This is a genomic window from Microbispora bryophytorum (assembly GCF_043197435.1).
GTDB classification, from domain to species: domain Bacteria; phylum Actinomycetota; class Actinomycetes; order Streptosporangiales; family Streptosporangiaceae; genus Microbispora; species Microbispora bryophytorum.
The window spans coordinates 11,763-24,651 of the sequence record NZ_JBICTF010000009.1 but is presented as its reverse complement, the minus strand read 5'-3'; the positions used below and the strand labels follow the sequence as shown (position 1 = coordinate 24,651).

The 12,889-nt window shown below is 70.0% G+C and carries 14 protein-coding genes; 10 read left to right on the top strand and 4 right to left on the bottom strand.

Annotated elements, in window-relative coordinates:
- On the top strand, positions 1-819 hold the full coding sequence (locus tag ACGFIB_RS27505; protein WP_357244812.1) for an alpha/beta fold hydrolase: 819 nt from the start codon (positions 1-3) through the stop codon (positions 817-819).
- Here the strand turns inward: ACGFIB_RS27505 and ACGFIB_RS27500 are convergent.
- Genes ACGFIB_RS27500 through ACGFIB_RS27490 form a run of 3 tightly spaced genes read right to left on the bottom strand, consistent with a single transcriptional unit; the run spans position 806 to position 1,674 of the window.
- The gene (locus ACGFIB_RS27500) at positions 806-952 is read right to left on the bottom strand and encodes an ABC transporter permease (protein WP_393376279.1); all 147 of its coding nucleotides are present in this window, start codon (positions 950-952) and stop codon (positions 806-808) included. The two genes, ACGFIB_RS27505 and ACGFIB_RS27500, sit on opposite strands and share 14 nt — an antisense overlap.
- A gap of 3 nt (positions 953-955) precedes the next feature.
- Positions 956-1,096 (bottom strand): hypothetical protein, encoded by a 141-nt coding sequence (locus ACGFIB_RS27495; protein ID WP_393376026.1) that lies wholly within the window; start codon positions 1,094-1,096, stop codon positions 956-958.
- A gap of 35 nt (positions 1,097-1,131) precedes the next feature.
- Positions 1,132-1,674 carry a PadR family transcriptional regulator gene (locus tag ACGFIB_RS27490; RefSeq protein ID WP_142571462.1) on the bottom strand — a complete coding sequence of 181 codons (543 nt, stop codon included), beginning with the start codon at positions 1,672-1,674 and terminating at the stop codon, positions 1,132-1,134.
- 39 nt (positions 1,675-1,713) lie between these two features.
- Between ACGFIB_RS27490 and ACGFIB_RS27485 the strand changes: the two genes are divergently transcribed.
- The 6 genes from ACGFIB_RS27485 to ACGFIB_RS27460 all read left to right on the top strand — a co-directional run bounded on the left by ACGFIB_RS27485 (position 1,714) and on the right by ACGFIB_RS27460 (position 9,372).
- Entirely contained in the window at positions 1,714-2,061 is a 348-nt protein-coding gene (locus tag ACGFIB_RS27485; protein WP_393376024.1) for a hypothetical protein, read from the top strand.
- A gap of 556 nt (positions 2,062-2,617) precedes the next feature.
- Positions 2,618-4,777 (top strand): choice-of-anchor P family protein, encoded by a 2,160-nt coding sequence (locus ACGFIB_RS27480; protein ID WP_393376277.1) that lies wholly within the window; start codon positions 2,618-2,620, stop codon positions 4,775-4,777.
- A 131-nt stretch (positions 4,778-4,908) separates the two neighbouring features.
- Positions 4,909-5,595: an SDR family oxidoreductase gene (locus ACGFIB_RS27475; protein ID WP_357244818.1), complete on the top strand. Its 687-nt coding sequence runs from the start codon at positions 4,909-4,911 to the stop codon at positions 5,593-5,595.
- A 74-nt stretch (positions 5,596-5,669) separates the two neighbouring features.
- Positions 5,670-7,013 carry a formimidoylglutamate deiminase gene (locus tag ACGFIB_RS27470; protein WP_357028787.1) on the top strand — a complete coding sequence of 448 codons (1,344 nt, stop codon included), beginning with the start codon at positions 5,670-5,672 and terminating at the stop codon, positions 7,011-7,013.
- 53 nt (positions 7,014-7,066) lie between these two features.
- Positions 7,067-8,215, top strand: a complete 1,149-nt coding sequence (gene hutI / locus ACGFIB_RS27465) for an imidazolonepropionase (RefSeq protein WP_393376022.1) — start codon at positions 7,067-7,069, stop codon at positions 8,213-8,215.
- Between the two features lie 224 nt (positions 8,216-8,439).
- Positions 8,440-9,372 (top strand): sigma-70 family RNA polymerase sigma factor, encoded by a 933-nt coding sequence (locus tag ACGFIB_RS27460; RefSeq protein WP_142571456.1) that lies wholly within the window; start codon positions 8,440-8,442, stop codon positions 9,370-9,372.
- Between the two features lie 93 nt (positions 9,373-9,465).
- Here ACGFIB_RS27460 and ACGFIB_RS27455 read toward each other — a convergent pair whose 3' ends face one another.
- The gene (locus ACGFIB_RS27455) at positions 9,466-10,332 is read right to left on the bottom strand and encodes an SDR family oxidoreductase (RefSeq protein WP_357244822.1); all 867 of its coding nucleotides are present in this window, start codon (positions 10,330-10,332) and stop codon (positions 9,466-9,468) included.
- A gap of 97 nt (positions 10,333-10,429) precedes the next feature.
- On the opposite strand from ACGFIB_RS27455, the gene ACGFIB_RS27450 reads away from it, so the two are divergent.
- The 3 genes from ACGFIB_RS27450 to ACGFIB_RS27440 all read left to right on the top strand — a co-directional run bounded on the left by ACGFIB_RS27450 (position 10,430) and on the right by ACGFIB_RS27440 (position 12,887).
- The gene (locus ACGFIB_RS27450) at positions 10,430-10,849 is read left to right on the top strand and encodes a MarR family winged helix-turn-helix transcriptional regulator (RefSeq protein WP_142571657.1); all 420 of its coding nucleotides are present in this window, start codon (positions 10,430-10,432) and stop codon (positions 10,847-10,849) included.
- A 386-nt stretch (positions 10,850-11,235) separates the two neighbouring features.
- The gene (locus tag ACGFIB_RS27445) at positions 11,236-12,552 is read left to right on the top strand and encodes an ammonium transporter (RefSeq protein WP_142571454.1); all 1,317 of its coding nucleotides are present in this window, start codon (positions 11,236-11,238) and stop codon (positions 12,550-12,552) included.
- Positions 12,549-12,887: a P-II family nitrogen regulator gene (locus ACGFIB_RS27440; RefSeq protein WP_030510869.1), complete on the top strand. Its 339-nt coding sequence runs from the start codon at positions 12,549-12,551 to the stop codon at positions 12,885-12,887. Before ACGFIB_RS27445 ends, ACGFIB_RS27440 begins: the two co-directional genes overlap by 4 nt.
- Positions 12,888-12,889 lie beyond the last annotated feature (2 nt).

Below are 12,889 nucleotides of genomic sequence, written 5' to 3'. Positions count from 1 at the left end.
ATGTTCTTCGAGACCGCTGACGGCACGCGACTGGCCTACGAGGACTACGGGCAGGGTGAGCCGATCCTTTTCCTGGCGAGCTGGGTGCTGCACAGCGACATGTGGGAGTACCAGCTTCCGTTCTTCGTCGAGCACGGCTACCGGTGCGTGACGCTTGACCGGCGCGGGCACGGCCGCTCCGACCGCCCCTCGACGGGCTACGACCTGGACACCCTCGCTGACGACGTGGCCGCGCTGATCGAGCACCTCGGCCTGCGCCGCGTGACCCTGGTCGGGCACTCCGCAGGGGGCTCCGAAATCGCTCGTTACCTGGTCAGGCACGGTGAGGACAGGGTGGCCCGGGTCGCGTTCGTCTCCGCCGTCCTGCCGTTCCTCAAGCGGACCGCGGACAACCCGGAGGGCGCCCCCGAGGAGGGGCTGCGCGCCACGCTCGCCCAGTTCGCCACCGACCGGCCGAAGTGGTTCGCCCGGCAGGCGCAGGTGTGGTTCGCCACGCACCTCGGCAACGACGTCTCTCCGGCGCTCGTCGACTGGACGCTCGCGCAGTGCCTGTCGACCTCGCCGTGGGCGACCGCGCGGCTGTTCGAGGCGATCTACCACGCCGACCACCGGGACGGGCTGCGCGCGATCACCGTTCCCGCGCTCGTCGTGCACGGCGCCGCGGACATGTCGGCGCGGGTCGAGACGACCGGCCGCCGTACGGCCGCCCTCGTTCCCGGGGCGGTCTACAAGGAGTACCCCACCGGCGGGCACGGGCTGTTCGTGACCCACAAGGACGCCCTGAACGACGACCTGCTGGCCTTCCTCAAGAACGGTTAGCCGGTGCCCGCCCGGCCTCGACCGCGTGGTGAAGCGGGTTGACCTGGGCCACCGTCCGCATCCACTGCGGGGCGAGTGACATCGGCAGCAGGATGCCGGTGAACAGGATCATCGGCAGCGCGAAGAACTGCAGGATCTACGACATGCCGGTCTCGTCCGCGCCGCCGGCCTGGCCGACGTACCCGATGCGGCGCCGCACCTGCCCGGGGGAGGTCGGCAGGTCGTGCCCGGCGACCGTCGTGGTGCCGGCGGTGGGCGCGACCAGCGTCGCCGGCATGCGGATCGCGGGTGATCATTTCGTCTCCTCGCCGGTCAGGGGATGTCGTCGCGTTCGATGCGAGCGACGGCCTGTTCCAGCCACTCCAGTTGGGCGCGATATTCGGCCGCGCTCAACGCCAGGCACTCGTCCACGTGCCGCGGGGCGTCCGCCGCGCGCTTGGCGTTGCGAGCCCGCTCGAAGCTCGCGAACCCCGCACGCAGCCTCTCGGTCCTCTCCCGTACGACCGCCAGCAGGTCGGCCTTCGGCAGCCGATCCATGAACGTCAGCGCGACCTGGAACGGGTCGACGATCGGCATGATCTCCGACCAGTGCTCGCGCAGTCGCCGGTCGAACTCGGCCCGTCCCTGGGGAGTGATGGCGTAGACCGTGCGCCCGCGCCCGTCGGGGGGTCCGCTGTCGCCGGCCACCTCCAGCAGGCCTTCCTGGGCCATCTTCCCCAGCGCGTGGTAGATCGAGCCGAAGGCGATGTTGGCCCAGTGCTGGGTGCCCCACAGTTCGAGCGTCTTGCGCACCTCGTATCCGTGCAGCGGCCCGTCCAGCAGCACGCCCAGGATCATCACACGCGTCGATGTCATATACAAATTTGTATACAAGTTTGAGTATCGTGGTCAACCATGAACCCCGACACAGACAGGCACGAGATCCGCAGGGACGACGACGGCGCCCTGCTCGGCTACGTCGAGCGGATCGGCGAGGAATGGGAGCCGCTGACCGTCTTCGGCTACCCCATCGGCGCGGCAGGGCCGTACGAGCGGGCCGAGGAGGAGGTGCGCCGCACCGGGCTCGACATGCTCGCCGGGCAGTGGGAGTTCCTGGAGGACGGCGAGTGGTACCGCTGCGTGATCCTGGAGGCCGCCGCGGGCGAGGTGCGAGTGCGCCCGGCCGACCACCGCTACCCGCACCACCGCTACGCCCTGACCCTGGAGCGCCCCACTCCCGAGACGCTGCGCCCGCAGCGGTGAGGCGCGTTTTCGGCTGCCTGCGGTTGTGCTTTGCCGGGGTGCCGAGTCGTGACCGGAAGCCGTCGTATTTGTCGGATTCGGTCGATTTTGAATGAGTGTGGAGGACTGTCGGCCGGCTCTACGGCGATGCGCATAACCGTGATTCAGGCGGTCCGGAGGGCTGGAAACGGCCGTTCTTTTTCGAAGCGGAAAAACTGAAAATCTCTCATTTCCCCGGGCGTACCCAAAGAAGACCTCGGTAGGAACCGCTGCTCGCGGGTGCCTCCCATCGGCCGGAAGTGGCCGACTGTGGCCACTTGGGAACTTGCCGTAAGTGGCCTATTTACATCTATTCGCCGACCGGTCACCATATGACCGTGGCCACACCCCCTCGTTGATCGGCGGCTGGCGCCGAAAAGGTCACCGAGGTCGTCAGGCGATGCGATTTCGTATTCGCTCGCGCCAACACATGAGGGGAGGACGTCCCGGCTGGCGCAATCATGGCAATTTCTGAATGGCCAGCGATTTCGAATTCGTCAGGGCATGACGCCACATCAGAAGGAATGCAACCGTGAGAATGACGCGACGATTACGGGCCGCCGTGTGCGTGGTGGCGGCCGGTGTGACGCTGGTGGCCGGGGTGGGGACGGCGTCCGCCGCGCCCGGGGTCACCCCGGCGGACGTGACGCTGAACCTGGACCCGGGGGGATCGACGACGATCGCCAAGACCGTGTCCACTCCGGCGGTCCCGCCCAAGCCGGATATCACGTTCCTGATCGACACGACAGGAAGCATGGGCGGGGTCATCTCGAACGTGCGGACCAATGCGAACACCATCTTGACCACCATCGCCTCGGCGCAGCCGGACGCGCAGTTCGCGGTCGCCGAGTACAAGGACGCGGGGGACACGACGCCGTTCCGGGTGGCGCAGAACCTCACCGCCAACCAGACCGATGTCGCCAACGGCCTCAACTCGCTGGCCGCGACGGGTGGCGGCGACTTCCCCGAGGACGGCATCAACGGTCTGTTCCAGGTCGCGTCCGGGGCGGTCGGCTTCCGTCCGAACAGCTCCCGGATCGTGTTGCTGATCGGGGACGCACCCAGCCACGACCCCAGCAGCGGCCATACGCTGGCCAACGCGATCAGCGCCCTGCAGGCGGCCGACATCACGGTGCTCGCGTTCGACCTGGCCGGGCTGGACTCGACCGGGCAGGCGACCGCGATCACCGACGCCACGGACGGTCAGCTGTTCTCCGGCCTCGACGCCTCTGAGGTCAGCGACACCATCCTGGCGGCCCTGCACAACCTGCCGGTCACGGTCACCCACCAGTTGAGCGACTGCGATCCGAACCTGTCGGTGTCCCTGACCCCGGGCAGCCGGACGGTGACCAGCGGCGATGACACCACCTTCACCGAGACCGTCTCCGTCGGCGCCGGAGCCGAACCGGGCAGCACGCTCACCTGCAAGGTGGACTTCCTGCTGAACGACGTCCTGTCGCCGGGCTTCACCGAGACGATCACCGAACACGTCCCCAAGGTGACTCCGTCGATCGCCACGACGCCGTCGGGCCAGGTGCCCGCGGGCGGGAACGTCTCGGACACGGCGACCCTGTCCGGTGGGTTCCATCCGACGGGCACCGTCGAATTCCAGCTGTTCGGGCCCGGCGACACCGACTGCGAGACGCCTATCGCGACGCGCACCGGGACGGTGTCCGGCGGCGGCACCGCCGCGTCCGGGGACATCCCCGCGGGCGGGGTGGGCACCTACCGGTGGGTGGCCTCCTACAGCGGCGACGACGCGAACAACCCGGTCACCTCCGCGTGCGGCGACGAAGAGGTCGAGGTCGTCAAGGCCACCCCGGGCATCACCACCACCCCATCGGGGTCCGTGCCGGCCGGCGGCGTCGTGTCCGACACCTCCAACCTCTCCGGCGGGTTCCACCCCGACGGCCAAGTCACATTCAAGCTGTACGCTCCCGGCGACACCGACTGCGCGACGCCCATCGCCACCCGCACCGGCACGCTGTTCGGAAACGGCATCGCCGTGTCCGGCGACGTGACCATCGGCGCGGCCGGCACCTACCGGTGGACCGCCACCTACAACGGCGACGACAACAACAACTCCGTCACCTCGCCGTGCAGCGAGGAACAGGTCACCGTGACGCCGCAGCGGCTGACCGGGCGGGCCTACGGCCTGACCGCCGGCGCATCCCTGGCCGGCATCCAGCTGGTCAACATCGCACGCACCCCGGACACCGGCCCCATCTCCACCACCTCGACCGGCACCACCTCGGTGCCCTGCACCGCCACCCTCAGCGGACTGATCAGCGCACACGCCCTGTGCGCCCAGGTGGCCACCACCGAGTTCCCCGGCAAATCCGTGGCCACCGCCTCCATCGACGACACCACCATCGGGATCACCGGCATCCCGGTGATCACCGTCAAGACCATCAAATCCAGCTCCACCACCACCTGCGCCGGATCCACCGGAACCACCACGATCGCCTCCCTCAAGGTCGGTAACACGGTGGTCATCGCGGAACCCACCAACATCCAGCCCAACACCACGGTCAACGTCGGCGTCGTCAAGCTGGTCCTCAACGAGCAGACCTCCTTCACCACCCCGGACAAGGGCCTGACCGTCAACGCCGTCCACGTCACCGTCAACGCCCTCGGCCTGGCCAAGACCAACGTCGTCCTGGCCTCCGCCGAAAGCGACATCGGCAACTGCCCGTAACCCCGCCCACCTGAACCCATCGACCCGAAGGCCGGGCGGAACACCGTCGTTCCGTCCGGCCTTCGGCCTGGCTTCAGACACCCCCGGGCACCGGAACGGGAAGGGGGGAACGTCAAGCTAGGGTGAGGTGCATGCGACCCACGGCTCTGATCACCGGCGCCTCGCGGGGCGTGGGGGCGGCGATCGCCCGTGCTCTCGCCCCCGACTACGAGCTCTTCCTGGGCGGGCGGGACGGCACGGCGCTCGACGCGCTGTGCGCGGAACTGCCGGCGGCCCGCCCATGGGCGGTGGAGCTCACCGAGCTCACCCCGGCCGACGTCGAGGGGATCGACCGGCTCGACCTGCTGGTCCACAGCGCGGGCATCGCCAGGCTCGGTCACCTCGCCGACACCCCGGCCGAGGTCTGGCGGCGGACGATGGACGTCAACGTCATCGCGGTCGCCGAGCTGACCCGGCTGCTGCTGCCCGCGCTGCGCGCGGCCCACGGGCACGTCGTGCTGATCAACTCCGGCGCGGGGCAGCGGGCCAACCCCAACTGGGGCGCCTACGCCGCGAGCAAGTTCGCCCTGCGCGCGTACGCGGACGTGCTGCGCGAGGAGGAGCACGCCAACGGAGTCCGGGTCACCACGATCTTTCCTGGGCGGGTGGACACCGACATGCAAAGGGACGTCCGCGCCCAGGAGGCAGGGCCGTACGAGCCGGGAAAATACCTGGAGCCGGAGTCGGTGGCGCGGGCCGTGCTGGTGGCGCTGACGGCCACGCCCGACGCCCATGTCACCGAGATCACCGTACGGCCGTCCGGGGGACCGACCCGCTGACGGCCGCACGAGGCGCGGGGGGACGGGAGTTCATTACAGTGGCACTACCGCCACGCCGCCCATCTGGAGGACCGGTGCACGTGACTTACTGGTGCGAGATGGCGTGGCTGCCGCCCGGCGAGGTCGTCGAGAGCGTGGTCGTCGGTGTCGAGGGCCACCGCATCGTGGAGATCAGGCCCGAGGTGGCGCCTCCCCCGGGAGCCGAACGGCTGGCCGGGCTCACGCTGCCCGGCCTGGCCAACTGTCACTCGCACGCCTTCCACCGCGCCCTGCGCGGCCACACCCAGACCGGCCGCGGCAGCTTCTGGACCTGGCGCGAGCGGATGTACGCGGTCGCCGAGGCGCTCGACCCGGACCGCTACCTCGCCCTGGCCACCGCGACGTACGCCGAGATGGCACTCGCCGGCATCACCACCGTGGCCGAGTTCCACTACCTGCACCACGGGGCCGGGGGCAGGCCCTACGCGGACCCGAACGCGATGGGCCACGCGCTGGTCGAGGCGGCCAGGACGGCCGGGCTGCGCATCACCCTGCTCGACACCTGCTATCTGACCGGCGGCATCGGCGAGGCCCTCACCGGCACCCAGCTGCGTTTCGGCGACGGGGACGCCGAGCGCTGGGCGGCCAGGGCCGACGATCTCGCCCGGGCGCACGAGGGCGAGCAGGACGTGGAGATCGGCGCGGCCATCCACTCGGTGCGCGCGGTGCCCCCCGAGCAGATGCACGTCGTCGTCGACTTCGCCCACCGGCACACCGGGCCGCTGCACGCGCACGTGTCGGAGCAGCAGGCCGAGAACGAGGCGTGCGTCGAGGTCTACTCGGCGACGCCCGTCCAGGTGCTGCACGACCACGGCGCGCTGGGCCCGCGCTCGACCGCCGTCCACGCCACCCACCTGTCCGACGTGGACGTGGCGCTGCTCGGCGGCTCCACCACCCACGTGTGCATGTGTCCCACCACCGAACGCGACCTCGCCGACGGCGTCGGCCCCGCCCGCCGGCTCCTGGAGGCCGGAGCGCCCATCACGCTCGGCACCGACAGCCAGGCGGTCATCGACCTGTTCGAAGAGGCCAGGGCGGTGGAGATGGACGAGCGGCTGGTCACCGGCGAGCGCGGGCACTGGCCCGCCGCGCAGCTCCTGCACGCCGCGACCGCCACCGGGCAGGCGTCGCTGGGCTTCCCCGACGCCGGGTGCCTGGTGGCCGGGGCCTGGGCCGACCTCGTCTCCGTCCGGCTCGACTCGGTCCGTACGGCCGGCGCGACCAAGGCGTCGGCGGTGGAGTCCGTGGTGTTCGCCGGCACCTCGGCCGACGTGCACTCGGTGGTCGCCGGCGGGCGGCGGATCGTGGAGGACGGGCGGCACGTGCTCGGCGACGTCGGGGCGCTGCTGCGCGACGCGCTCGCCCCGCTGCACCGGTGAGGTTTGCGCCGTTCGCGGGGTGGCGAGGATGAGGTGACGTGGGGCCGAGCGGCATGACATCAGTCGTTTTCACGGGGATCGGGCTGCTGTACACGGCAGACCCCGAGCGAGAGGAGATCGAGGACGCCGCGCTGGTCGTGGACGACGGCCTGGTCCGGTGGATCGGCCGTTCCGCCGACGCCCCGCCCGCAGACGAGCGGGTCGACGTGGAGGGGCGCGCCGTCATCCCGGGATTCGTGGACAGCCACGCGCACCTGGTCTTCGCCGGCGACCGCACCGAGGAGTTCGCCGCGCGGATGGCCGGACGGCCCTACACCGCGGGCGGCATCCGCTCGACCGTCGCCGCCACCCGCCGGGCCACCATCCCCGAACTCGTGTCCACCACCGCGCTGCTGGTCTCGGAGATGGTCATGCAGGGCGCGACGACGTTCGAGATCAAGAGCGGCTACGGCCTCACCGTGGAGGACGAGCGCCGCAGCCTGGAGATCGCGTGCCAGTTCACCGAGGAGACCACGTTCCTCGGAGCGCACGTCGTCCCGCCTGAGACGACCGCCGACGACTACGTCCGGCTCGTGACCGGCCCGATGCTGGAGGCGTGCGCGCCCTACGCCAAATGGGTGGACGTGTTCTGCGAGCGCGGCGCGTTCGGCGAGGAGCACAGCAGGGAGGTGCTCGCGGCGGGCCGCAAGGCCGGGTTGCAGCTGAGGGTGCACGCCAACCAGCTCGGACCGGGGCCGGGGGTGCGGCTGGCCTGCGAGATGGGGGCGGCCTCGGCCGACCACTGCACCCATCTCACCGATGCCGACGTGGACGCGCTCGTCGCGACCGGGGTGGTCGCCACCCTGCTGCCGGGCGCGGAGTTCTCCACCCGGTCGCCCTATCCGGACGCGCGGCGGCTGCTCGACGCGGGCGTCACGGTGGCCCTGGCGACCGACTGCAACCCGGGCTCCTCGTTCACCACCTCGATGCCGTTCTGCGTCGCCCTGGCCGTGCGCGAGATGGGCATGACGCCGCTGGAGGCCGTACGGGCGGCCACTCGCGGCGGCGCGCGGGCGCTGCGGCGCACCGACGTCGGCGCCCTGTGCGTCGGCTCGCGCGCGGACCTCGTCATCCTGGAGGCGCCGTCGTACGTCCACCTCGCGTACCGGCCGGGAGTGCCGCTGGTGGCGCAGGTGTGGCGGACGGGGCGCCGCCTCGTTTAGACCCTCATAACCTGGGTAATCGCACTCTTTTCCGGCCTCGCATCCTCCTTGGGGAGGAAAACGAAACCATTCCCGGGTCGTATCCACATGGGGAATCTTTGCCATGGACCGGCCGTTGTGCGGGGCAGGAGCTGAAAACCGGGGGCCGTGCCGAGCGGGGCGGACACGTCCGGTTTGTCGGCTCACATATTGCATATCGCGGCGGCGGAACGAGGTGCCATCGGATGGCGACGGGGAATCGGACGCAGGAACAGCACGTCTCTGACCGGGATCTGCTGGGGACGTATCTGGCCGAGATCGGCCGTGTCCCGCTGCTGACCGCGGAGCAGGAGGTCGAGCTGGCCAAGCGCATCGAGGCGGGGCTGTTCGCCGAGCAGTTGCTCGACAGCGGGCGGCGCGAGCCGAAGATCGCGGACGCGGCCGACGAGGAGCTGGAACGCATAGCGATCTCGGGGCGGCGGGCGAAGGACGAGTTCATCCAGGCCAACCTGCGTCTCGTGGTGGCGGTCGCGCGGAAGTATTCCGGCCGGGGGATGCCGCTTATCGACCTGGTGCAGGAGGGAAATCTCGGGCTGGTCCGCGCCGTGGAGAAATTCGACTATCGGCGGGGGTACAAGTTCTCGACGTACGCCACCTGGTGGATCCGGCAGTCGGTGGGCCGCTCGATTCACGAGCAGGCGCGGCCGGTGCGGCTGCCCACCCACGCGGGTGAGCAGATGACGCGGCTCATGCGGGTGCGCAGGGACATGCTCGCGGAGTCCGACGCCGAGCCGACCGACGCCGACCTCGCCGAGGTGCTCGACCTGCCCGTCGAGCGGGTGCAGGAGCTGCGCCGCTGGGCCTCCGACCCGGTCTCCCTCCAGCTCGGCGTCGGCGACGAGGACGAGACCGAGCTCGGTGACATGATCGCCGACGAGACCTGGGCGGACCCCGAGCAGCAGGCCATGGCCACGCTGGAGAAGGAGCGCCTGGAGCAGTGGCTGACCGGCCTGGAGGGCCAGATGCGGGAGATGCTGCGCTGGCGTTACGGCCTGGTGGACGGTCGCGAGCACACCCTCACCGAGGTGGGGGAGCGCTACGGCATCGGCCGTGACCGCGCCAGGCGCATCGAGCGCGACGCATTGGTGCGGCTGCGCAAGATGGCCAGCGCCGCGTAGTCGGCGGCCCGCCCTCGGCCAAGTGACGAAGGCGGGTGTCCGCAGTCGTCCGTGCCCGTTGCAGCGAGGGGGCGCCCCGTCCGCCGGCCGCCGCTACTCGGGTTCGCCGTCGAGCCGTAGCGCGTGAGCGTTTCGGACGCACCAGTCGGAGAAGGTGCGGGGGCGGCGGCCAAGCAGGTGGCGCACGGTGTCGGTGCGGACTCCGGTCGTGTCCGCGCGCATGAGCGCCGCGGCTTCGAGGACCGCGTCGGCAAGGGGCTTCGGCGCGCCGTTGGGGTAGCGGGACCGGACGATCTCCTCGGGGGTGGCGGCCGTACGGACCTCTATGCGGCGGCCGATGGTGGCGGCGATGATCTGGACCTGCTCGGCGATGGTGAGCGTCTCGTCGCCGGTGAGGGTATAGGTCTGGCCTTCATGGCCGTTCTCGGTAAGCACGAGGGCGGCGACGGCTGCGATGTCGGCCGGATCGATCGGCGCGGACCGGCCCGGCCCGATCCCATCGAGGACGACCCCCTTCTCCCTGATGGACGGCCCCCATTCCAGGGCATTGGTCATGAAGCCGCCAGGACGCAGGATCGTGGCGGGTATGCCGGATGCCCGCAGCAGTTGCTCGCGTTCGTGGTGCCAGCGGCCCATGGCGGGCACCGGATCTCCGAAGACCCAGATCGACGACAACAGCACGATGTGACGCACTCCGGAGTCGCGTGCGGCGGTGACGGCGTTCACGGCCTGGTCCACGCCGATGCCCGGGGTGAGCAGGAAGAGCCGGTCGATGCCGTGGAAGGCGGGGGTGAGCGTCGAGGGCTCGTCCAGGTCGCCGAGCACGCGCTCGGCGCTTGCGGGCAGGTCGGCCGCCCGGGCAGGGTCGCGGACGAGGATGCGAAACTCCGCGTTCCTCGCGTCCAGCTCGCGGACCAGCGCGCGCCCGATTCTGCCGGTGGCTCCGGTGACCAGTAACATGACACTCCTAATCGTTTGCCGTCTAGCGATTACCGTGCGAGGGAACGTTAGCCGGTAAATGATTAGCCGTCAATCGATCTGTCGTCCGGAGGTGGCGGTGGCAGAGTTCCTCGACCTGCACAGCAAAACGACGAAGGCGCTGCGTGCGCTGGCCGAGACGGCCATGCGCCGCCATGGCCTGCATCAGGGGCAGGATCACCTGCTGGCGGCCCTGTGGGAGCGCGACGGCAGCACACCCGGTGAGATCGCGGCCGCGTTGCACGTCACCACGCCCACCGTCGTCAAGATGGCCACCCGGATGAGCGCCGTCGGCCTGCTCGTCCGCCGCCGCGACGAACATGACAACAGGCTCGTGCGGCTCTGGCTGACCGACGCGGGCCGAGCGCTTCGGGGGCCGGTCGAGGCCGAGCGCCGCAGCCTGGAAGAGAAGATCACCGCCGGTCTCACCGAGACCGAGCTCCGCCAGCTGACGACCGCGCTGGCCAAGATCTACGATTCGGCCCGAGACCTACTGTGATCAGGGCGTTCGGAATCCGGGACGGCGGTCCGGCCGGGGCCGGTGGCGGCGTCTCATCGGTCTCCGCCGCGGCGTCGAACGTGGACGGGCACGGATAGAACGCACCCTCGGCCACTTCGCGGCCGGTCGCATCGAACCGAGCGGAGGGCCGACGACGCGCACCCGTTTCGGGTGCGCGTTTTGTCGTTCCCGGCATGTTCGAAACCGGCCCGAAACACGGTGGCGGCGAGTTTCACACATGTGAAACACGCATGGTCGTGGGCTGAAACGGCGGAAGAACACGCTGTCGCCAACGTCAGTGCACCAGCCGGCCAAGGTCGCCCGGGAGGAAGTCACTGCGGGAGAGATAACCGGCCACACGCCAAATTGTAAGGAGGGCCGCGTCGGTGAAGATCGATACCGGCACCACCGCCTGGATGATCACAGCCACCGCTCTGGTGCTGCTGATGACGCCTGGGCTCGCGTTCTTCTACGGGGGCATGACCAGGGCGAAGAGCGTCCTGAACATGATGATGATGTCGCTCGTCAGCATCATCACCGTCACCATCGCCTGGGTCTTGTACGGCCACTCGCTGGCCTTTGACGCCTTCGGGGACGGGGACAACGTCGTCAACAAGCTCATCGGCGGCGGGGACGCCCTGGGTCTGCAGAGCCTGGTCGACACGGCCACCAAGGACGACGGCACCGGTATGCCGAGCCTGGTGTTCTCGGCCTTCCAGCTCACCTTCGCCATCATCACCGTGGCCCTCATCAGTGGCGCGATCGCCGACCGGGCGAAATTCGGCGCGTGGGTCGTCTTCGGCCTCGCCTGGGCGACGCTCGTCTACTTCCCCGTGGCCCACTGGGTCTGGGGCGGCGGCTGGCTGGCCGGCCTCGGCATCGAGGACTTCGCCGGAGGCACCGTCGTCCACGTGAACGCGGGCGCCGCCGGACTCGCGCTCGCGCTGGTGCTCGGCAAGCGGACCGGGTGGCGCAAGGACCCGATGCGTCCCCACAACCTGACCCTGGTGCTGCTCGGCGTCGGTCTGCTGTGGTTCGGCTGGTTCGGCTTCAACGCGGGCTCCGAGCTCGCCGTCGACGGCACCGCCGGTCTCGCGTTCATGAACACCCAGGTCGCCACGGCGGCCGCGGCCGGCGCCTGGATCCTCGTGGAGAAGCTGCGCGACGGCCACTCCACCACCCTCGGCGTCGCCTCCGGCGCCGTCGCCGGCCTCGTCGCCATCACCCCCGCCTGTGGCTTCGTCGACCCGTGGGCGGCGCTCCTGCTCGGCCTCGTCGCCGGCGCGGTCTGTGCGTACGCGGTGGGCCTGAAGTACCGCCTCGGCTTCGACGACTCGCTCGACGTGGTCGGCGTCCACCTGGTCGGCGGCGCGATCGGCGCGGTCTCGCTCGGCATCATCGCCCGCTACCCCTTCGCGGACGGCCAGAACGAGGGCCTCATCTACGGCGGCCCGATCTCCCAGCTCGGTGTGCAGATCCTCGGTCCTGTCGCGGTCGGCCTCTACTCCTTCATCATGGCGTATGTCATCGGAAAGATCATCGACAAGACGATGGGCTTCCGGATCAACCAGGAGGACGAGGTGACCGGCATCGACATCACCACGCACGCCGAGACCGGGTACGACCTCGGCACCGTCCACTCCTCTGGAGTGGCCTCCGTCAACGGGCCCGTGCCCGCGCCTGCGAAGAAGGTCGACGCATGAAACTCATCACCGCAGTCATCAAGCCGTTCAAACTGGACGACGTGAAGGCCGCCCTGGAGCAGTTCGGCATCAAGGGCATGACGGTCTCGGAGGCCAGCGGCTACGGCCGGCAGCGCGGCCACACCGAGGTCTACCGCGGCGCCGAGTACCAGGTCGACCTGGTGCCCAAGGTCCGGGTCGAGGTCCTCGCCGAGGAGGACGACGCCGAGGACGTCATCGACGTCATCGTCAAGGCGGCCCAGACCGGCAAGATCGGCGACGGCAAGGTCTGGTCGGTCCCCGTGGACACGGTCGTCCGGGTCCGCACCGGGGAGCGCGGGCCGGAGGCGCTGTAACC

Bases quoted from the DNA above. Each gene is read 5' to 3' on its own strand.
- ACGFIB_RS27485 (WP_393376024.1), top strand. From the start codon at position 1,714: ATGAACCCCGACACAGACAGGCACGAGATCCGCAGGGACGACGACGGC.
- ACGFIB_RS27480 (WP_393376277.1), top strand. From the start codon at position 2,618: ATGACGCGACGATTACGGGCCGCCGTGTGCGTGGTGGCGGCCGGTGTG.
- ACGFIB_RS27490 (WP_142571462.1), bottom strand. From the start codon at position 1,674: ATGACATCGACGCGTGTGATGATCCTGGGCGTGCTGCTGGACGGGCCG.
- ACGFIB_RS27440 (WP_030510869.1), top strand. From the start codon at position 12,549: ATGAAACTCATCACCGCAGTCATCAAGCCGTTCAAACTGGACGACGTG.
- ACGFIB_RS27505 (WP_357244812.1), top strand. From the start codon at position 1: ATGTTCTTCGAGACCGCTGACGGCACGCGACTGGCCTACGAGGACTAC.
- ACGFIB_RS27455 (WP_357244822.1), bottom strand. From the start codon at position 10,332: ATGTTACTGGTCACCGGAGCCACCGGCAGAATCGGGCGCGCGCTGGTC.
- ACGFIB_RS27495 (WP_393376026.1), bottom strand. From the start codon at position 1,096: ATGCCGGCGACGCTGGTCGCGCCCACCGCCGGCACCACGACGGTCGCC.
- ACGFIB_RS27460 (WP_142571456.1), top strand. From the start codon at position 8,440: ATGGCGACGGGGAATCGGACGCAGGAACAGCACGTCTCTGACCGGGAT.
- ACGFIB_RS27475 (WP_357244818.1), top strand. From the start codon at position 4,909: ATGCGACCCACGGCTCTGATCACCGGCGCCTCGCGGGGCGTGGGGGCG.
- hutI (WP_393376022.1), top strand. From the start codon at position 7,067: ATGACATCAGTCGTTTTCACGGGGATCGGGCTGCTGTACACGGCAGAC.